We start from the raw sequence: 19,010 nt of genomic DNA on the forward strand, positions 1-19,010 counted from the left end.
CGACAACGCATGCCGAGCGGTTCGCTTATCAATCTCAAGGGGTGCGGCATCCAGCGATGCCCCCCTTTGTTGGCATTGGCTGCATGTCAAAGCCCAATTATTGACTATCAGGAAAGGCCCAGCCGAACCCGCGCGCCCGCCGGCGCTACGGGCGTGTTTTGGAGCAGCTCAAGTCAACTGAACTCAGTGAGCGTTACCCATAGATCAATCACTGGACTAGCAGGTGTAACGCCCAGCGAAGCGTGCAGCGGCGACCGCTCTATTAGGCACGTTCAACACACGTATCAGCGAAGACACATGAACACGCACCGTATAGGGAGAGATTTCCAGTTCAGCGGCAATTTCCTTGTTGGTTTTGCCTTGCGCTATTAAGCGCCAGACTTCCCGCTGCCTCAAAGTAAGTTTACTCGCAGTGTCACCACCTTCGAATGATGGTGATTCGCTAGGCTCGTATTTGACAACTACTTGGCCATTACGAATATCGATGATAGCGTTGCGTACCTCTTCGGCTGAAATATTTTTACCAATAAAACCATCAGCGCCGGCCTCCATAACCCGCGAAACTACCACGCCATCATCGATTGCAGAAACAACGATTACTGCAGTAGAGCCGCTGTCCTTACACAGTTTTACGAGCTCTTTCACGGAACATAGCCCCGGTAAACGCATTTCGATAAAGAGCATATCGACAGGCTGCCAGCGGTCTAAAAAAATCCGACCTCCTCCAAATTCCCTGCCTGTTTTATCTTAGCCTGAGGTATTAAACATTCCAGTATCCCTATCATCCCCTCTCGGTAAAGCGGGTGCTCGTCTGCCACGACAATTCGGCAACTCATATCAGGAAGCACAACCCGTTCAGATCAAAGAAAACAAGCACCGATCATGTCCGAGTCATACCACTTATGATATAGAACACCTGAACTAGTACACCTGTACTACGCACTAAAAATTGATAGAAAATCTCCCATTTCTCATCAATAGAACTGTAGCCCCGCCGCGTTAGTCCGGCCGTTATCCTGACGCGTCCACTCAGGACAAAGATGCCTAGTTGGCTCCAGTCTCATAGCGCATCTTGATCACTTCAACGACCCGCTCCTGCCCCTCCGTGCCGGAGGGGCTGACTGACTTGATTGACTGCCCACGGTATGGCCCCTCGGCAGCAAACCAGTTCTGAACCTTGACCGGCTTTTTCGGCTGTTTGCCAGACGTTGACCCCGTGGAAATTTCATTGGTGAACCGACAGGTCTCGAAGGTCCCGAGTGGCGTCTTGATCGTCTCTCGGCCGTTGTATGTCAGTTTTTCTGTCACCTCGAAATCAAGCGAAGCGCCGGCACTGGCGACCTGGTTCTTGTAACTGACGGTGACTGTCTGTCCCGGTTGCAAATCCAGGGGTGTCGAGGGAGGCGGATTATAAAGGGTGGTGGTCAATGAAGCGCCGGCGCCGTGCTGGTCACCGTAGCGAATCAACTGACCGTCCTTGATTTGCGCAAAGGTAGTCGTGAGATACACCGGTGAATTGTTCATGAACGTGGTGTGTAATGACGCCACCGGATTGGCACCGGCAAAGTCTTTACGGCCCAGCGTTTCGGTTTTACTGCGACTGGTGAGCGACGACAGGTTGTCGCGACTCTCATAATCCACCACGGTGCCGGCCTGAAAATCTGCTTCATTGATGCACGCCCCCGAGGAAGCCGTAGCGCCAACCACCGTTGCGGTCCAGGTAGAGCCTGCAAGAATTAAAGAGGTCAAGATCATTCTTCTGGTGACGAGACTTTTCAAAAAACAGATCCTTGTTCAAGTTCGATCAGGGTGGATTAAACAGCGAAGCAACTGTGATCCAATGGTAAAGCGCGAGGCAATAGGACAGCTGTGCTATTGCGTTATCGTGAGAGCGCCGGTGTTATAAGGCGCCAATGACGGCAATGTCATTTATCGGGTCAACCCGACATATGGGGTGCCTGGGAAATTGCGGAAAAACGATGACTTCATTGAAAAAGACAGCAGCGGCTACCCTGACTTTAGCTATTACTCTGGGGTTGAGTATTCAAGCCTCGCCCCCCGTGCAAGCAGCAGACAACCCAGTATTCGATGCCGCCAGCCTGCCTGTGTCGGATGCGCAACTGGGAGATTTTCCCTACATCGTGCTTCCCAATGGTTATGTCATCGCAACCACCCCCGATGTTTCCGACTTCGACCAGGTCCCTTTCTGGACCGGCGATCGCCTGGAAGTGGTAGAGGGCAAGGTCTGGTCGGCACATATCGACGCCGCGCAGGGTAAGGCATTCTCCGACCTGGAGTTGCAGCGCAACATCGAATCAGTAGTGTCCTCCTTGGGTGGCAAAAAGATCTTCGACGGCAAGATTGCGCAAGACGCTGGTCAGAAAATCAAAGATTGGCCTCGGGACTTCGCACTCAAATATAACAGTGGCCTGGGCGACATTTGGAACAACGCCGCGCAGGTGTTTGTTATCCATCGCGCTGACCGCGAAATCTGGATTCATTTGTGCAGCTATCCTTTTGGCGCCGGCCTGCTCATTGCCGAAACCAAACCGCTCCAAATAACTGCCAGATTGTTACCAGCCAGTGAACTGAAAGCACAGATAGATAAAACCGGTAAGGTGGCATTGCATGTCAACTTTGCTACCGACCAGACCCGCCTACTTCCTGACTCACAACCACAAATCGAACAAGTGTTGCTGTTACTCAAGCAAAATACATCGTTGAAATTGGCCATCAATGGCTACACCGATCACACCGGTGACCCCACGCACAATAAGGCCCTGTCAAACGGCCGCGCCAAGGCCGTCGCCGACGCCATCATCGCCAAGGGCATTGATGGGGCCAGGTTATCTGCGGCCGGCTTTGGCGATGCCGACCCGGTTGCCGACAATGCCACCGAAGCGGGCAAAGCGAAAAACCGCAGAGTCGAGCTGGTCAAGCAGGACAATCAATAATGTCCCTGGGGGGCACCCTCATTTACATTTTTGACAGTAACAACGAAAAAGACGTGGGACGGTTCGAAATCAAAATGACGGGGATCCCTCGCCCCGAGCTTTTCAGGACCTGCTGGACCGCATTGCCCGACATCCCCTGCATGCGGATATCCAGCAACACGCAGGCAGCGAAAATCGAGAAATTCAGAGGCGAGAAAATCTTCACCGCTCACCGCCCGACAGCCTTCCGATTTCAATGAATTGGAAAGATTTTTACGAACATCGACAACGCATATAGTGACCATGAGCATGGCCTGATGCGGATAAGTGAACATGATGTAAGGCATAAACAGCAGGCTTTCGACTGGGTATCAAGCGCCTGGCCCACTTGATTGCTCCATGAGCAGTGCGTGCAGCCTATACAATCCAAGCGGAGAGTGTGATCCGTTCGACATCTCAATGGCCGGCCTAAAAATCTCACAAACTTTCGCCCCCATGGCGCTGCCTCGGACTTCGTTCGTTAATCAGCAAACGGACATCCATACAGCTTTTTATTATTAATATAATTCATAGGGTTAGGTTTATCTTTTTTGGATGCCCCCTTCCAGAGGTCGATTTTTTTCCGCCTCCCGATACCGTGACGGCTAATTTGCGTTCGTTAATAAATCTGCTATAGATGTCAGCGTTACATAACGACGTATGGACATGTTGACGATCCGAAGGGATCGCTTATTTTAGCAAAGGAGTGCTGGGATGCAGGGTTTATCGCGTGATGAGTCTGCTGTGCCTGAGCTGATGGCTGAGGTCTGTCGTATTTCCCAGGAGTTTCTAGCAGACGCTCGCAACGCAGATGTGGTGAATACTCAGCCCCACAAACGCGCGATTCAATCCGCGATGCCTGAGCAGGGGATTGGCGGTTTGGCCGCCCTGGCAACGTATTGGGAAAACTACGGCGCATCCCACACACGTAGTACAGGCCCGCGATATTTTGGTTTTGTCACTGGCGGCACCACGCCCGCAGCGTTGGCAGGTGATTGGCTGGTTTCCGTGCTGGACCAGAACGTTGCGACTGAACGCCATTCCGTAGCGGCGTTCATCGAAGCCCAGACGCTGAGCTTCCTGGCCGACTTGCTCAGGCTCCCATCAGGCGCTTTCCACGGCGTACTGACAACAGGCGCCACCGCAGCGAATCTTGTTGGCCTGGCCACCGCCCGCGAATGGTGTGGCGAACAGAACAACGTCAGCATCGCCCAGGATGGCCTTCAGGCCGCCCCTCCCGTAATGGTTTTCTGCGCCTCGCCCCACTCAAGCATTGTCAAGGATCTGGGGCTTCTCGGTATAGGTCAGCGTAACTTTATCAATGTCGATTGCCTGCCTGATCGCGAAGTATTTGATCTACAGGCGCTGGAGCGGTCGCTTGGCACTTGCCCATCGTCATGTCGCATCGTGGTTGCCAGTGCAGGCACCGTTAACAGTGGCGATTTTGATGATCTGGTTTCACTGGCAACGTTATGCAAAAAATACAGGGCATGGTTGCATGTCGATGCCGCGTTCGGTGCCTTCGCGAGGTGCTCAAGCCAGTATGCGCATCTGGTAGATGGCTTGGAGCTTGCAGACTCTATAACTGCCGATGCGCATAAATGGCTTAACGTTCCATATGACTGCGGCATCGCTTTTACCCGCCATGTGGCGCTTCATGAGCGAGCCTTTTCAGCTGATGCTCCTTACGTTCCCATGGAAGGGCAATTACCGGCTTTCATGAACCGTGGTGTTGAACAGTCTCGACGCTACAGGGCGCTGCCGTTGTGGATGACATTGATGGCCTATGGCAAGGCCGGATACAGGGAATTGATCGAACGCCATTGCGGTTATGCCCAGCGTATCGCGTCATGGGTTGATGAAAGCCCCTGCTTTCAACTTTTATGTGAAGTCAGATTGAATCTCCTGGTCTTTCGTTATTTCAAAGACGGTTGCTCTCCCAACACGCTGGCTGAACTCAATCGACAGGTGCTGAGCAATCTCAACAGCAGCGGCGAACTGTATATCACCCCTACGACATACAACGGCGAATATGCGTTGCGTTTATCCATCAGTAATTGGATGACCCAAGAGGAAGACATCGAACGGGTGACCGCCGCCTTAAAACGCGCCGCCGATTAGTTCCCCTACTGACTCATCACACATTCGATTCCACAAGGAAAGAAGCTCATGTCTTCACAAACGTCCGCGAGCCACGCTACTGGCAACGGGCTGTTCGGCCTGTTTTGCCTGGGCAGCTATTTACTATCCCTGTCGTACGGCACTACGTTCCTATTGGCAATGAAGCTAAGAGAGAGTGGCGGCAGCGAGTCCGACGCCGGTACGGTTATCTCGGTTGCAATGCTCAGCACGTTCCTGGCAGTCATATTTTCAGGCCACTTGACCGACCTGATCGGCGCACCCAGAGCCATCGCAGCGGGTGCAGTGTTATTGGCTGCGGCTTGCCTGGGCTTCGCAACCGTGCCTGCTTTCGGAGTGGCGCTGTTGGCCAGCGGCTTGATCTTGGGTTTTGGATGGGGCGTGTTCTACACCCTTGGACCGATCATTGTCGCGATGATCATAGAACCTGCCCGGCGCGTGAAGTATTTTGCCTTGCTGTCGGGCAGCATGATGAGCGGCATAGGCACGGGGCCGCTGGTCGGGCGTGCCGCCGAAGCGCTGGGCCATTCCGTGGAGTCGGCGTTTGTCGTGGCCGCCATCGCCAGCCTGGCGGGGGGGTTGGTGTTTTTCCTGCTCGGGCCGAAAATCAAGCAGCAACAAACGCGACTTGGGCCGGTGACGGTTTGCAAGATCAGCGCTCGGGCAGCGCAGGCAGTGCTGAGTTCCAAGGCGGTATTTGCCATCATCATGGTCGGCCTCGGCGGCGCGATCTTCGGCGGGCTCTCAAGTTTTCAGACTTCCTATGCCGCGCTCAATCACCTCGATTACTCGTTGTTCTTCCTGGGCTTCATGAGCGCGGCGATCTCCTGCCGCTTGCTGGTCGCGGGCTATATCGTCAAGCGCGATCCCTACCTGATGTCCAGCCTGTTGAGCGCGCTGATGGTGGTTTCGGTATTGATGTTCACCTTCTTCGTACACTCGTCGGCGGCGTATTTGCTGGCCGCCATTGTACTCGGGGTAGGCTATGGGCTGACTTACTCCGTCATAAACGGATTGGCCGCCAATGAAGCCCCAGCCGGCCAGACTGCGCAATCATTGGTTTTATTCAGTCTTTCATACTTTGTCGGCGTGTTCGGGTTCCCATTGTTGGCGGGTAAGGTAATCGTCAACCATGGCATGTCGACGTTGCTCTATATCATCCTGGTTGTCGCTTTGTGCAACTGGTCAATCACGTTGGCGCGTCTTGTATGGCGACGAACAATGCTCGCCGCGACGGCGTAACTGCCGTCGTTAGACTCAACGCTGACTAAATACCTCCGCACCTCAAAAACGGAGCCGGTAAACAACCTTGCGTCCTGGCAATAAGAACTGTCGCGGTCAGCAGGGAAAATAAAAACAAACGCTTACTTGTCGAGCGCGGCACACATCGCGCTCGGCACAGTGACGCACCTCAACGTTCTCCAGCATGGATGTGAATGAACATGTCTACCTTGATGAATTCGGCTGGTCTTCCCTATGAAACCGTCGGTGACGGTGTCGAGTCGCGCAATGCCGCCTGGAGTTTTGGCGGCACCACGCCGCAGCACTTTGATTCACATGTATCGAAGTCTGTGCCTCGATATAAGGATGGGCATGAAATCGTGCTGTCACTCAGCGACTTCTTTGTGAAGAGCGACAGTACCTGTTACGAACTGGGCAGTTCTACCGGCACCCTGACGCGTCAACTGGCACTTCGTCACGGTGTTTCAACGAAGTGGGTAGGCATCGATGTGGAAGATGCGATGACCTGCCAGGCGAACACACTGTTGAGCGCGGCACCGCAGCCCAATGTCAGCTTTGTAACTGATGACATACTGACCTTCGATTATCAAAAAAGCGATTTGATGGTTGCTTATTACACCGTGCAGTTCGTACACCCGCGTATTCGCCAGGCTCTGTTTGATCGAATCTACGAATCATTGAATTGGGGCGGCGCGTTCATCATGTTCGAAAAAGTACGCGGTCCGGATGCGCGCTTTCAGGACATTCTCAGCAGCCTGTACGTGGACTATAAACGCGACCAGGGCTATAGCGCCGATGAAATACTGGCGAAAACCAGAAGCCTCAAAGGTGTACTTGAACCCTTCTCCACTGCCGGCAATATCGACTTGTTAAGCCGTGCAGGCTTCAAGGATATAACCACGATATTCAAGCACATCTGCTTTGAAGGTTTTTTCTGCATCAAGTGACAAGGATGTCATCGTGAGCACACCTATAGAACAACAATACTTACAACGCCTGCAAATGCCCGACACTTTTCGCGCACACAAGATGGACTGCGAACTGTGCGACTCCAAACAACATTGGGTGCTATTACACAACGTTCGGGGACCGGGCGAGCAGGCGGTCGACCTGCCTGTACTGGGTTGCCAGGAATGCGGGCATATTTTTCAGCAATACCGCTTTGAGGAAGCTTTCTATAACGCTTACTACGACAAGTTTTACCGCCTGAGCCTGTTCGGCAATTCAGAACCGGAGCGTGCGTTTTTTCTTGACCAAGTACGCCGCGGAGAGCACCTGTATCGGTACCTCAAAGAGTCACTTCCCGTCACCGGCAAAATGCTCGACGTCGGTTGTTCCGCAGGCGGGCTGATGATCCCGTTTGCCAAACAGGGTTGGTCGGTCCGAGGCAATGATCCAGACCGTGCTTATGTGGAATACGGCAAGAGGATCGGTCTCGCCATCGATCTGGTGGGCGCTGAGCACATGAGCCCCAGTGGCGATTACAACCTGATCATCATCAATGGCTCACTGGAACATGTCCACGACGTCAATCAGGTCCTGCAACTGTGCCGACAGGCCAGTGCAGACGATGGGTTGTTGTTGGTTGAGGGCCGTGCCCTGGGCTATGGCCTCGAGCAGGGCTTCCTGACCCATAACCATCGACGTTACCTCAGCGCCAGCAGCATCGAATACCTGATGTGCAAGCATGGCTGGGAACCGATCCGCACAACCCATGAGCCCGTCTGCGGCCCAACCCGCCCTGGGGCTGTCTTTGTGCTGGGGCGCGCCAGTGATCAACGCACCGACGAACGCCTGGCAGACGTCAAGGCCCAAGGCCGCAAAGCGCTGGAGGACATCTATCGGCCGCGGCTGCACGCGTGGTGGGCTCAGCCATGAGCAGTTCAGCCTATGCGACCAGAAAGCTTGCAGCGCCGGCCCATGCCTGTTTGAGAAATGATCTGATCGTGACGCCGCCGACCGCCGATAGTGTCGCGCAACGCTACCATCTCTATGACCCGTCTTCAGACCTCGGTTTTGAACTGGGCAAGGCCGAGTACTCCCTCGCGTTGTTATTCGATGGACATAGCAGCCACCCGGACATCATGGCCGCGGCTCTTGCGCGCCATCGAATGAAGGTCAGTCCGGAGAAACTGGTGCAATTCGAGCGCAAGCTGCTCAACCTGAAACTACTGAGCAGCGAACAAACCAGGCATAAAAACAACCTGCGCGACCCGGCCACGGGTATTACCTATGGCCCGCTGAAAGAACACTTGCTGATCAACCTTGTGAAGACCAACCCGCAGCCGTTGCTTGATCACCTTTACCGATGGGCACCCTGGTGTTGTGGTGCGACCTTCAATGTGCCGCTGCTGGTGTTGGCGCTGGCAAGTTTCTTTTACCTGGGCATGCACTTTGACGCGTTCATGGCTGACGCTGCCGCCACCTATGTGCACAGTTACCGTTGGTTGATCTGGCACTTCCCGGTCATCGTCACCTCCATTGCCCTGCATGAGCTTGGTCATGCCATGGCATGTCGACACTACGGCGTCAAAGTCAACGATTTCGGGATTGGCATCTACTTGTTACTGGCCACCGGCTGGGTACGGCCGGTGCAGAAACAGTGGTCGCAGCTTCCCCTGAATCAACGGGTCGTCACCATTCTGGCAGGCCCCATGGTCAGCCTGATGTACGCCGGTGCCGGGATTGCCCTGTGGGCGTTGTACCGGGATGCCCAAGACGTTTTCTCTTCGCTGTTCGTGGTGATGGTCGTAGCGTCGTTCATTTCCCTGATACCGACCCTTCTTCCCATTTTCAATGGCGATACCTACCTGGCAATTATCGAATGCTTGGAGCAGCCACGCCTGCGCCAGAGAGCATTCAATTATGTGAGGCGCTCGCGCCGCGCCGCGCAGGAGCCGGTCTCCCCGCAATTGCGCAGACTCTACTGGAGCACATGTGTGTTGACCTGCCTGGGATGGGTCATCGCCTGGTCCTTCACCGCCTTCACTGTAATCCGCCTGTTCAACCACCCCTGAGGAAAGTGCCATGACTCAATCTCCAACCACCCCGATCGTCAATAACGAACTCCCCGTCGAGAATGCGACCGTTCCCGCGCCCCAAGCTCAAGAAGAGGCGCTGTTCGAGGAGTTCGACCTGGATGACATCGAAGTCATCGAGAGCAAGGTTTTTGCCTGACGGTTCCAGACCTTCCTCGGCATGCTGCCGGGGAAGCCCTCCTCTTTCGCCTGACTGGGCAACCCATGACTCAACTCGCTAAGCCCGACCCGATTGGCGTGGGCATTCAGTACAACCCTGAGATCCTTGATTGGTTTCCTTTCGAGGACATTGAAGTCGATGTCCTGGAAATCCTGCTCGACAACATCATGGCGCCCATGGATGGTCCGCAGATCATCAAGCCGACGGCCAGAGCGATGATGGAGCGGCTGGCCGAGAAGTTCACGTTGCTGGCGCACTCCAATTACGGTTGCGATTTTGGTTTCAGCCCCTTGGAGCAAACTGCTGCGGTGCAGCGCCATGTGCCACTGGCGAAGATGTTGAACAGCCCCTGGGTCGCCAATCATTGTTTTTATGGCGACAATTCATGGCTGGATATCTGGAGCAGCCCCCTGCAGTTTTCCAATGCCGAAGTGCTGCGCTGTGCAGAGCGGGCCAAGGCGCTGCAAATGCACTACGGGATGCCGCTGGCCCATGAAAACGCCGCCTATTACCTGCAATGCCCTGGCGCGGAAATGCGCGAAGCCGAGTTCCTCGCGCGGCTGGTGCAGCAGTCCGGCACGTTTCTGCATCTGGACCTGCACAACATCTACACCAACCACCTGAACCTCAAGGATTTCGACCTGCGCGACTACCTGGATACCTTACCGCTGGACAAGGTGATCTCGGTGCACCTGGCCGGGGGCAGTTGGCATGAGGGGCTTTATCACGACTGGCATGACGCCAGCGTGCCCGAGCCTGTCTGGGACCTCTACGAAGAACTGATGTCACGGGCTCAACCTTCGGCGATCATCCTTGAGTATCAAGGGCAGGCCCACCATGCGCTCACCCGGGTAATGGATGCCGATGACGAACACATGATCGTCACCGATGTGCGACGCGCACAGAAAATCTGGAATCATTACACCCAACCGGCACGGGAGCTGGCGCATGGATGCTGAGCAGGTCTGGAAGCTTTGGCGACGTCTGCTGCGTGATGAAACCTTGCAGCAGCAGTTGTTCCAGGCGCAAGGAGCAACGCAATGGCTGCAACACTTCCCTGAGGATGAACGCACGATTCTGCAAGCCTATGCCGGCCAGTTCGACCGCGTGAAGTGGTTCGTCGAAAACTACCAGTTCCGCCTGGTCAATTCCTTTACCAATGCGCTGGAGACCGGCGCGCCGTTGACCTTGCGCGCGCTGATCAACATCGGGTTGGATTTACCCTCACTGTCCCGAACGTTTTTGCGTGAACAGGACTGGTTCGACTTTGGGCCAAGGGTTTATGGCTACTGCGATGCGGTACTGGGATTTTTACTGGAACGCCAGGAGCTGGCCGATTACCCCGAGATCCGTGACCTGATCGGGCTTGAACGCGAATGCGTTCATCTGTACACCGGGTTGATGGACGCTGCGGCCCCGGTACCCGGCCGTTATCAACGCACCGCCCACGCCCGCCTCCACCATAGTTGTTTTGCGCTCTCACACTGGCTGCGCGACAAGAGCCAGCTGGGACGCGGGTCTCTGGAGCAGACCTGTGAGCATATCCTGGTGTATTTGCCCAACCTCGAGGCCCGCCACAAATTCACGCTCATCAGCCCACGCGCGGCCAGCCTTTACGCCGACCTGGAACAACCACGGTTGCTCGCGGATCTGGCACTGCAAGCGCCACAAAACGGCGATGATCTCGCGGTGCTTGGCAAGCTGTACCAACTCAACGCAATAAGGATGCCGGCCTGAATCATGGAAAGTTCACACTACTTCTGGCTGCGCTCAACCGGCTTCCCTATCCATCACTTGACCACGCTGGGTGGGTTTTCCGAATTGCCTGCGTGCGGTGCGTTTGAACAGCGCTTTCGCGCCCTGCAAGAAGTCAAGGCCACACTGCTTGAAGCGGCCAATACCCACTCACCCCAAGCCTGCCGCAAGCTGATTCGCAAACTGAACGAAGGCCTCACGCTACAGATCGCCGACCTGCCGCTAGCCTTGCGCGCCCCCTTGACCGCTGCCATACACGACTGGAATCGCTTGCTTGAGCAGACCGCAACACGCACAGAGGCAGACCAGCAATACCAGGCTTATCTGGAACGCACCCGCCAAGGGTTGATCGACTTTCTGGATGATGACGCAGTCGCCGAGGCTCTGTTCATTTCCAACCCGGCCGCATTGACGCGCACCCGAGAACTGATCCGCGACCGGTACGCTAAAAACGATACGCGCAAGAAACAGAAACTGCGATTGGGCTGGAGCTATGCCCAACGTTTCTGCGCCAAAAACGACACCTCAAGCTTTTTTGGCCCGCTGGCCTGGGGTCGATTCGATGCGCAACAGACGGAGAACATGCACGTCACCTACGGCGATGCATGGATCAAGGACCGCAGTACGTTTTTCGAAAACTGGGCAGTGCAGCGACTGGTCGAACAAATCAACCAGCAATGCCCGGATCCTGACTGCATACCATTGCAACTCAACGCGGGTTGCTACCTGCAAGCACACACCTTATTCATGCCTATTGGCAAAAAGCAGCACCTGAGCCCGGCAACCGCGCAGGTATTGGCCTACATCAACGATCCGGGAGATGGCATGCCGACGCTCCGGGGCTTGTTGAACGCCTGTGTCGACACCCCGGCCGACACCCTGCGCGACCTGCTGGAACACTTGATTAGCAAACGCATCGTGCGGCGTGGCTGGCGAATGTCGCCGCGCGAACGCCAGCCAATAGAGCGGATGCAACGCTGGCTGGACGATGCCGCAGCACCTGAAGCCTTTCGCCAAACCTGGCAATTGCGCCTGGAGAAGCTGGAAAACGCCCGCCGTGACTATGCCACCGGCGACCTTGAGCGCCGTACAGACTGCCTGGATATGCTGAACCAACTGCTCGTTGAAGCCGGTGTGGACCTCAGTCGAGAAACCGGCGCCATGTATGTCGGTCGTTACCCCGTGTACGAAGACTGTTCGAGAAACATGAATATAAGCCTCGGCCAGGGCTTGTTCAGGCAGATAAATGAAGACTTGGCGCCACTGATGCGAATCCACCAATGGCTCATCAAAGCCATTGCGCATCAACTCAACCAGGCTTTCATTGACGTCTGGAAGCAGCGTCAAAGCGCCCTGGTGGACACGCCCGTGGATTTTCTCGACCTGCTTAACTCACTGGCCCCGCTCTTGCCGGCGATTGAAGCGCAAATTGCCATTGATCTGGATCAGCGCCTGGAAAATGCCTGGGTACAAGCACTGGAGGGGCGTCCGTACAACCTGGATGTGCATCTCTCGGCCGCAGACATCGAAAACCTGATAAGCCAGCTTGATACCGAGCTGAGCGTCGATGCCTTCGAGGTATTCGGCAGCGACTATCACTCGCCGGATTTTCTGCTTTCCAGTACTTCGGTGGATGCCATCAACAGAGGCGATTACGCCATCATCGTGGGTGAGGTACACCCGGCGGTGCATACCCTCAGCCAGCCCGTTGCGGCGCCATTCGGTCCGTTCAATGCGCAGGTTAACGCAGAGGTAGAGGCGATTTTTCAGCGTCCGCGCTTGATTCTGGCTGACTCGCCGCAAAGCTACCAACGCTCCCATATCGACTGGCCCCTGCAGTCATCATATCGGCAACTGGTACTGCCTTCCGGCGGAGGCTGCGTCGCTGCGCATCAGCAGTTTGCCGCCGGTCGGGCAAAAGTGACGTACGCCGAGGGGCGTTTGCAGGTCGTCGATGCACTGGGCCAATTCAGCGAAGATCTGCTCTGCGTTTACCCAACCCCGTTGCATCGTCTCGGTTTTGCCTTGGCCGGCAGCGCTGTAGCCAAACACGATCAGCGCCGTATCTGGCTGGGGCGTGCGCTCTACAAACGGGCTTCCTGGTTGTTCTCAAGCGATCAACTGCCGCCGGTAAAAACCTCCATTGACGATCTCGACCATACGTTGCAATGGCGCGCCTGGGCAGTGGCCCAGGGATTGCCACGTTATGCCTTTATCAAGATCGACACCGAGCCCAAACCCTTATTCCTCGACTTTGATAATCCCTTGTCGTTAGACGGCATCAGCAATGCCTTGCAGAGTGCTGGTCAGGTGAAGTTTTCGGAAATGCGTCCTTGCCCTGACGAGCTTTGGCTTGAGCAAGCGCTAGGTCGATACTGTTGTGAAATACGCACGACATTTTCTAACTATAAGGAGATGACGGCGAGCACTACTGAACGGAGTTGTGACATTTCACAATAGATGCACTCTTGAAAATGGATGCGCAACTGCCAAATGAGCTTGTTGATTAGTTCCAGCGTGATGCCGGCACGCCCCACCTTGCCTTTAGGCTACAGTTTTTATACGTCGACGAATTTGTATCGAGCATGCACCCAGCAACCAGCAACCTGAACGCCTGAGGCCACCCTGTGTGTCCAAGGCGTTGTAACCCTGCATAATCATCGGTCATCACGTAACGGTAATAGCCAGAGATCAGGTGCGTTTTCTGTGTCCTGATCAACAACACCGCACACCTGGTAACACCGTTCGCGCGGTCGAACCTGTGGATGGAAAATGATTGCCGCGAGAGACTCGCGGTAGCCAAAGAATATAGAAATGAACAGACGACCTGATAGTCTTTGATCAATTAGTCCTATAAAAATCGGCGGGACTGAATTAAACCGGAAATAGATGACTACTTTAGCCCTTCTAAAAGATGCAGGCGTTTTTTGATCCGTCAGCCATATTGACACCGTGTCAATTACATCAGGCTCCAGTCGTAAAAACATGATGATTCAAAGCGGAAAATCAACCGACGATAACTTGCTTATATCTGGGTGACTCAGCTTCAAAACAGCCTGCCGGTCGTTAGTTAATCATATAAAAAACAAATAGTTAGAAATATTTCTCGCACTATGGAAGTGGTGAAGCCGCTGACAGTGCGCCGGAGGAACATGAACACTCAGGCAAAATCGGCGTCGACAAAAGTGTGTTTTGTGCTTGTCAAAGCTGTTTGGACTGGATTACGCTTTAGGCGTGAAGGATCACGTTACAATTTCTTAGACAGGAAGTCTGGTAATGAAAAAGATGCACATCCCCTGCCAATTATCATTGACTTGCCAGCACAATCCTTACGCCTGCAACAAGCAATGTACAATCATGACAACTACTAGTATTGGGCCCACTTCGTCGACTGGGTACGCTCGCCTGTAATTTGATTTCCGACAAAAAGTAAAAGGAGTTACACATGAAGGTTATTGAACATGTAGTAATTGTAGGGTTTGGAAGTATTGCTCAAGCATTAATGCCGCTCCTAGTGAATCGATACGAGTGCACGATTACAATATTTGAAAAAGACGTTGATTTAAATAAAAGAAAAATCGCCGAAAAATTTAATGCGTCGATAACTAGAAAAACCATAACGCCAAATAATTTTGAGGCGACCTTAGCGCCGCATTTAAATGAAAAAACATTCCTCCTGAACTTAGCTGTTTCAGTATCCAGTGAAGCGCTCATCAGACTTGCGCAGCAACATGATTCGCTTTATCTGGATACCTGTATAGAACCATGGGAGTATGTGGAAAACAATGACGCCACTCTGACAAGCAACTTTCATTTACGCGAAAGCATTAAAAAACTTGGGACCGAAATAAAAAGCGGCTCCTCTACCGCCATTATCGCTCACGGTGCGAACCCTGGTTTTATTTCAGTGCTCTTGAAAAAAGCCCTGGTAAACATGGCAGCAATAAACAATATTGAGTTCAACCCTCAAAACCAACAAGATTGGGCGTTACTGGCAAAGACGCTGGGAATACGTGTAATTCAAATTTCTGAACGGGATACGCAAGTAGCTAATACAGACCGTTCAGAGGGGCATTTTATGTGTACTTGGTCGGTTGACGGTTTAATAACTGAATGTTTACAGCCAGCAGAAATGGGCTGGGGAAGCCATGAGAGCAAACTCCCTGATGGCAGCATCCTGAACGCATACTCATTATCGCTGAAAGAGCAAGGACATGAAGTACTTGTGAAAAGCTGGTCACCCAACTACTTGGACTTTCACGGTTACTTACTCACCCACAATGAATCGTTATCGATTGCAGAGTATCTCACCGTTGGGGAGTGTATAAGCCCGGAATATAGACCTACTGTGTACTACGCGTATCACCCCTGCGATCAAGCAGTTGCCTCTATGAAGCTGCTAAAAACTGGAAATGAGGATAACGTACGATCTAAAGAAGTACTTAAAGACAATATAGTGTCAGGCATAGATGAACTCGGGATATTCCTAATTAGCGATACTTTCAAGTCATTCTGGCTAGGTTCAAACCTCTCGATAGGCAAAGCGCGAAAAATGGCAAAATATAACAGCGCTACTAGTCTGCAAGTAGTTTCGAGCATTATTGCAGGAATGGCCTGGGCCGAGGCTAACCCAAGAGAGGGGTTATTAGAGTCAGAAAAACTAGACTGGCAGTTTATTTATGATATCGCAGAAAAATATTGGCAACCCATCATTTCACAAGAAATAGAATGGAGACCTGCTGACGCCGACAACTCGTTGAGTTTCGAGAAATTCAAAGTTCTCGCATAATTCAATTCAAGGATGAAAAAATGATTCCAAGCAACGACTTTTCGAGACGCTCCACGCCAGACGCATCCACTGTATTGTCCGGCTTTATCTTCCCCGACGTCGATCTTTCACCTACGTTAAGAGAGGAGTGGAAAGATGTATTCTTTGATTCAATAATTACGGAATATGACGCCAGACGACTTTACTGGTATTTGGAAGGACAATATCCAGAAGCATTTTACAGCCTAGTCGACGTTTTGAATCCATGGCTCAGAGACGAAATCGATCACGCCCACGGGTTCGCAATTATATATTCTTCCTACACAAAGATATCTTTTGATGAGGTTCTTTTAAGCGCCGAGCTAAGAAAACCAGACTTTAGTATTATTAACTCGATAGCGGCCGACCCATTAATTCTTCTAGCTACCTTAGCCTATGATGAAATCATCACTACTCACGTCTATCACCGCAGCATAGAACTTTACGACGCCTTTGACTCTCAGCAACTGTCGAACTGGATACGCAAAACAAAAAAAGATGAAGTGACACATTTCTTTTCTTTCGTGCAAAAGGCGAAGGATATGTTTCCTGAGAGACTGCACGAAATACCTGGAATACTAGATGATATCTTCAAGATAGATTTTGAGAAAGAAAGCTATACTGGAACATTCGTTCTTGATCATAACGCGCCTGACTTCCCTATAAAAAAAGAAGAAATACAGACCATGATAATTCCCGCAATTATTAAAAAATTCTGTGATTAAACAGCCAACACATTGAGGTTCCATGCATGATGCATACTTTTCTAAAAAAAGGAATTGGAGCGCCCGGCTGATTTTTGAGAATATCGCAAAGAGTGGTTGGATAAATCCTGGGATCGACTCCTCTTTTAAAGATTTTTTCATGGCGGACCTAGTTTCAGAGTATGACTCGATCAACCTTTACAACTTTCTTTACCCGCGCCGCAAAAATTTTTCGCCCTATTTTGTACAATACCTGGACTTCTGGTATGCCGATGAACGTAACCATGCCGACGGTTTTTTTGAATTAAACCGCCTTATCTTTGGAATATCAGAGGTTTCGCTGCTTAACGAAATACAAGGGCGCACAGCTGACTTTACAGGGCTTGAGAGCATTCTATCGAGTGAATTCAATTTATTGCTGATGTTTGCTTATGATGAGTATGTATCTGTAAAGACATATAAAAAAGATACATTCTATGATGATTTCGGTCACGCCGGCTTTAAGGACTGGATCAAAAACCTTATCGCTGACGAAGCCATACACTTTGGAAACGCTATAAAAATACTAAAAACTTACCATGCCGAGAAACTACATGACGCTGAAAACGTTCTCCAAACCATTTCAAGTTTCGAGGGCGGCGATTATAAAAATACTTTTTTGTTTGATCACGACGGCCCTCACTTCCTACTAGACAATGATGAAGTTGGGGACGTAATCATTCAAGAAATACTACAAATTCTGCACAAGAGGTGAAAGTGAAGAAAGAATATTACATGGCTTTGGCACTGGCGCTTATGGTGTTCGGGGAAATCCTAACCATTTACAGTGAAGTATATGCCGCAAAACTTCCGGGCAAGTTCCTAGAAAGCCCAGGCATGTTTATCAAACCTATGGTTTGGATTTGCATCGCGGGAATAAGTCTGGTCTTCGCCTATTGGCTTGGTTATCAAGGCACGGGCAACATTTGGGTAGTTACAGTCGCCTCCTTGACATTATTATTAATACTGGAGCCAATCGTCATTTATGCCATGCTCAAAGAGGTACCACAACGAGGTGCCCTTATAGGTTTTGTACTCGGCGCCATCGGACTAATTGCAACAGTAACCTTGTAAATTAAACTGGAGCTCATGCATGATAGTGGAAAATCGTCTTAAAACCTGCACCGTTTGCGGATATGAATATGATCCTCTGAAGGGAGATCCTGCCAACGGCATCCCACCCGGCACTCCTTGGGAAGAGGTAGATATTACTTGGCTGTGTCCTGACTGTCAGATGCCAAAGAGCGACTTTGAATGATAATAGCGGTGCACCGGGACATAGTAGACGCTGCCAAGGGTGATTGAGACATCAGTCTCAAAACTGAGAAAGCCTCAGCAGAAGGCCGACGAACGATGCAATCAGTTGGATGTAGGAAAGTTTGGCGTTCTAAAGGCAGATATATTGGTGAACCGGTGTTCATCGCTTACACAATCGATTAGTCGCTTATGTGGAGTTGTTTGGCGGTTGGCGTTTTTCGCTCAACCTTGGCCCAAAAGCTGGCCTTCCGTTGACAGGAATGTCGCGGCAGCTTGAAAAAAGCAGCAAGAATCGGATAGTAAGTGCTGTACGAGTTCCAGTCTGATAGGGCTCCAAACCAATAGGAGTTCGACCATGGCGTTTCGTATAACTGGCCTTTCCCCCGAGCCATTCCAGTCCCTGTTTGGATTGCCCGACCAAGAGCTGGCATCTCTTGGGATGAAGCGTTACATCGTCGACAGCAACCCAGGATTTCCTGACCGTATCGAAATGAAAGATGCGGAGCTAGGTCAGAGCGTGCTTTTACTCAACCATGTCTGTCAGCCAGCCAAGACGCCATACCATGCCTCACACGCGATCTTCATACGAGAGTGGGCCACGCAAGCTTATGACGCAGTCGATCAGGTACCTGAGTCTATGCGAATCCGCCTGCTATCACTTCGCGCTTTCACTGATGATGGGATGATGCTCGACGCCGACGTCGCTGATGGAATAGCAATAGAACCTGTCGTCACTCGGATGTTTGCCAATCCAGAGATTAGTTACATTCACGTTCATAATGCCAAGCAGGGTTGCTACTCCGGGCGAATAGATCGAGCGTAGTCAACGTCCTTCTGCCGACTCTGCCGGTAATCGACTGCCCGGTATTGGCCGGACGCAGCCGCTCATGACTGACC

18 protein-coding genes and 1 pseudogene are annotated in these 19,010 nt (G+C 52.2%); 16 read left to right on the forward strand and 3 right to left on the reverse strand.

What is annotated here, in order from left to right:
- Nucleotides 1–216: 216 nt before the first annotated feature.
- A pseudogene (locus AB4O05_RS23000) lies at nucleotides 217–836 on the reverse strand (LuxR C-terminal-related transcriptional regulator).
- A gap of 208 nt (nucleotides 837–1,044) precedes the next feature.
- Nucleotides 1,045–1,755, reverse strand: coding sequence for a hypothetical protein (locus AB4O05_RS23005; RefSeq protein ID WP_460137510.1), 711 nt, complete (start codon nucleotides 1,753–1,755; stop codon nucleotides 1,045–1,047).
- A 224-nt stretch (nucleotides 1,756–1,979) separates the two neighbouring features.
- Here AB4O05_RS23005 and AB4O05_RS23010 point away from each other — a divergent pair, with 224 nt between their 5' ends.
- Nucleotides 1,980–2,954: an OmpA family protein gene (locus AB4O05_RS23010; RefSeq protein WP_460135144.1), complete on the forward strand. Its 975-nt coding sequence runs from the start codon at nucleotides 1,980–1,982 to the stop codon at nucleotides 2,952–2,954.
- Here the strand turns inward: AB4O05_RS23010 and AB4O05_RS23015 are convergent.
- The gene (locus AB4O05_RS23015; RefSeq protein WP_460135143.1) at nucleotides 2,948–3,280 is read right to left on the reverse strand and encodes a hypothetical protein; all 333 of its coding nucleotides are present in this window, start codon (nucleotides 3,278–3,280) and stop codon (nucleotides 2,948–2,950) included. The two genes, AB4O05_RS23010 and AB4O05_RS23015, sit on opposite strands and share 7 nt — an antisense overlap.
- A gap of 406 nt (nucleotides 3,281–3,686) precedes the next feature.
- On the opposite strand from AB4O05_RS23015, the gene AB4O05_RS23020 reads away from it, so the two are divergent.
- The 15 genes from AB4O05_RS23020 to AB4O05_RS23090 all read left to right on the forward strand — a co-directional run bounded on the left by AB4O05_RS23020 (nucleotide 3,687) and on the right by AB4O05_RS23090 (nucleotide 18,936).
- A complete protein-coding gene (locus AB4O05_RS23020; RefSeq protein ID WP_460135142.1) occupies nucleotides 3,687–5,093 on the forward strand; it encodes a pyridoxal phosphate-dependent decarboxylase family protein in 1,407 nt (468 codons plus the stop codon).
- A 48-nt stretch (nucleotides 5,094–5,141) separates the two neighbouring features.
- Nucleotides 5,142–6,353 (forward strand): MFS transporter, encoded by a 1,212-nt coding sequence (locus AB4O05_RS23025; protein ID WP_460135141.1) that lies wholly within the window; start codon nucleotides 5,142–5,144, stop codon nucleotides 6,351–6,353.
- 200 nt (nucleotides 6,354–6,553) lie between these two features.
- A complete protein-coding gene (locus AB4O05_RS23030) occupies nucleotides 6,554–7,300 on the forward strand; it encodes a methyltransferase domain-containing protein (RefSeq protein ID WP_460135140.1) in 747 nt (248 codons plus the stop codon).
- 13 nt (nucleotides 7,301–7,313) lie between these two features.
- A complete protein-coding gene (locus tag AB4O05_RS23035; protein ID WP_460135139.1) occupies nucleotides 7,314–8,231 on the forward strand; it encodes a class I SAM-dependent methyltransferase in 918 nt (305 codons plus the stop codon).
- Nucleotides 8,228–9,370 (forward strand): M50 family metallopeptidase, encoded by a 1,143-nt coding sequence (locus AB4O05_RS23040; RefSeq protein WP_460135138.1) that lies wholly within the window; start codon nucleotides 8,228–8,230, stop codon nucleotides 9,368–9,370. The genes AB4O05_RS23035 and AB4O05_RS23040 overlap by 4 nt, the downstream gene beginning before the upstream one ends.
- A gap of 10 nt (nucleotides 9,371–9,380) precedes the next feature.
- Nucleotides 9,381–9,530, forward strand: a complete 150-nt coding sequence (tglA, locus tag AB4O05_RS23045) for a 3-thiaglutamate biosynthesis pearlin carrier peptide TglA (RefSeq protein WP_460135137.1) — start codon at nucleotides 9,381–9,383, stop codon at nucleotides 9,528–9,530.
- 65 nt (nucleotides 9,531–9,595) lie between these two features.
- Entirely contained in the window at nucleotides 9,596–10,510 is a 915-nt protein-coding gene (locus AB4O05_RS23050) for an MbnB/TglH/ChrH family RiPP precursor modification enzyme (protein ID WP_460135136.1), read from the forward strand.
- Nucleotides 10,500–11,288, forward strand: coding sequence for a hypothetical protein (locus AB4O05_RS23055; RefSeq protein ID WP_460135135.1), 789 nt, complete (start codon nucleotides 10,500–10,502; stop codon nucleotides 11,286–11,288). The genes AB4O05_RS23050 and AB4O05_RS23055 overlap by 11 nt, the downstream gene beginning before the upstream one ends.
- Before the next feature lie 288 nt (nucleotides 11,289–11,576).
- A complete protein-coding gene (locus AB4O05_RS23060; protein WP_460135134.1) occupies nucleotides 11,577–13,766 on the forward strand; it encodes a lantibiotic dehydratase in 2,190 nt (729 codons plus the stop codon).
- Between the two features lie 985 nt (nucleotides 13,767–14,751).
- Complete coding sequence (locus tag AB4O05_RS23065; RefSeq protein WP_460135133.1) at nucleotides 14,752–16,095, forward strand: saccharopine dehydrogenase NADP-binding domain-containing protein; 1,344 nt, start codon at nucleotides 14,752–14,754, stop codon at nucleotides 16,093–16,095.
- A 20-nt stretch (nucleotides 16,096–16,115) separates the two neighbouring features.
- Complete coding sequence (locus AB4O05_RS23070; protein ID WP_460135132.1) at nucleotides 16,116–16,838, forward strand: hypothetical protein; 723 nt, start codon at nucleotides 16,116–16,118, stop codon at nucleotides 16,836–16,838.
- Between the two features lie 22 nt (nucleotides 16,839–16,860).
- Nucleotides 16,861–17,571, forward strand: coding sequence for a hypothetical protein (locus tag AB4O05_RS23075; RefSeq protein ID WP_460164806.1), 711 nt, complete (start codon nucleotides 16,861–16,863; stop codon nucleotides 17,569–17,571).
- Nucleotides 17,572–17,591: 20 nt separating this feature from the next.
- Nucleotides 17,592–17,930, forward strand: a complete 339-nt coding sequence (locus AB4O05_RS23080; RefSeq protein WP_460137509.1) for a hypothetical protein — start codon at nucleotides 17,592–17,594, stop codon at nucleotides 17,928–17,930.
- A gap of 19 nt (nucleotides 17,931–17,949) precedes the next feature.
- The gene (locus tag AB4O05_RS23085; protein ID WP_460135130.1) at nucleotides 17,950–18,114 is read left to right on the forward strand and encodes a rubredoxin; all 165 of its coding nucleotides are present in this window, start codon (nucleotides 17,950–17,952) and stop codon (nucleotides 18,112–18,114) included.
- A gap of 354 nt (nucleotides 18,115–18,468) precedes the next feature.
- Nucleotides 18,469–18,936, forward strand: a complete 468-nt coding sequence (locus AB4O05_RS23090; RefSeq protein WP_460135129.1) for a DUF1203 domain-containing protein — start codon at nucleotides 18,469–18,471, stop codon at nucleotides 18,934–18,936.
- Nucleotides 18,937–19,010 lie beyond the last annotated feature (74 nt).

The sequence above is a fragment of the Pseudomonas sp. S1_G07 genome, assembly GCF_054668565.1.

What these genes read in the sequence shown, in the direction of transcription:
- AB4O05_RS23005 (WP_460137510.1), bottom strand. Translation starts at nt 1,755, where the DNA reads ATGATCTTGACCTCTTTAATTCTTGCAGGCTCTACCTGGACCGCAACG.
- AB4O05_RS23010 (WP_460135144.1), top strand. Translation starts at nt 1,980, where the DNA reads ATGACTTCATTGAAAAAGACAGCAGCGGCTACCCTGACTTTAGCTATT.
- AB4O05_RS23015 (WP_460135143.1), bottom strand. Translation starts at nt 3,280, where the DNA reads ATGCCTTACATCATGTTCACTTATCCGCATCAGGCCATGCTCATGGTC.
- AB4O05_RS23020 (WP_460135142.1), top strand. Translation starts at nt 3,687, where the DNA reads ATGCAGGGTTTATCGCGTGATGAGTCTGCTGTGCCTGAGCTGATGGCT.
- AB4O05_RS23025 (WP_460135141.1), top strand. Translation starts at nt 5,142, where the DNA reads ATGTCTTCACAAACGTCCGCGAGCCACGCTACTGGCAACGGGCTGTTC.
- AB4O05_RS23030 (WP_460135140.1), top strand. Translation starts at nt 6,554, where the DNA reads ATGTCTACCTTGATGAATTCGGCTGGTCTTCCCTATGAAACCGTCGGT.
- AB4O05_RS23040 (WP_460135138.1), top strand. Translation starts at nt 8,228, where the DNA reads ATGAGCAGTTCAGCCTATGCGACCAGAAAGCTTGCAGCGCCGGCCCAT.
- tglA (WP_460135137.1), top strand. Translation starts at nt 9,381, where the DNA reads ATGACTCAATCTCCAACCACCCCGATCGTCAATAACGAACTCCCCGTC.
- AB4O05_RS23050 (WP_460135136.1), top strand. Translation starts at nt 9,596, where the DNA reads ATGACTCAACTCGCTAAGCCCGACCCGATTGGCGTGGGCATTCAGTAC.
- AB4O05_RS23055 (WP_460135135.1), top strand. Translation starts at nt 10,500, where the DNA reads ATGGATGCTGAGCAGGTCTGGAAGCTTTGGCGACGTCTGCTGCGTGAT.
- AB4O05_RS23065 (WP_460135133.1), top strand. Translation starts at nt 14,752, where the DNA reads ATGAAGGTTATTGAACATGTAGTAATTGTAGGGTTTGGAAGTATTGCT.
- AB4O05_RS23070 (WP_460135132.1), top strand. Translation starts at nt 16,116, where the DNA reads ATGATTCCAAGCAACGACTTTTCGAGACGCTCCACGCCAGACGCATCC.
- AB4O05_RS23075 (WP_460164806.1), top strand. Translation starts at nt 16,861, where the DNA reads ATGCATGATGCATACTTTTCTAAAAAAAGGAATTGGAGCGCCCGGCTG.
- AB4O05_RS23080 (WP_460137509.1), top strand. Translation starts at nt 17,592, where the DNA reads ATGGCTTTGGCACTGGCGCTTATGGTGTTCGGGGAAATCCTAACCATT.
- AB4O05_RS23085 (WP_460135130.1), top strand. Translation starts at nt 17,950, where the DNA reads ATGATAGTGGAAAATCGTCTTAAAACCTGCACCGTTTGCGGATATGAA.
- AB4O05_RS23090 (WP_460135129.1), top strand. Translation starts at nt 18,469, where the DNA reads ATGGCGTTTCGTATAACTGGCCTTTCCCCCGAGCCATTCCAGTCCCTG.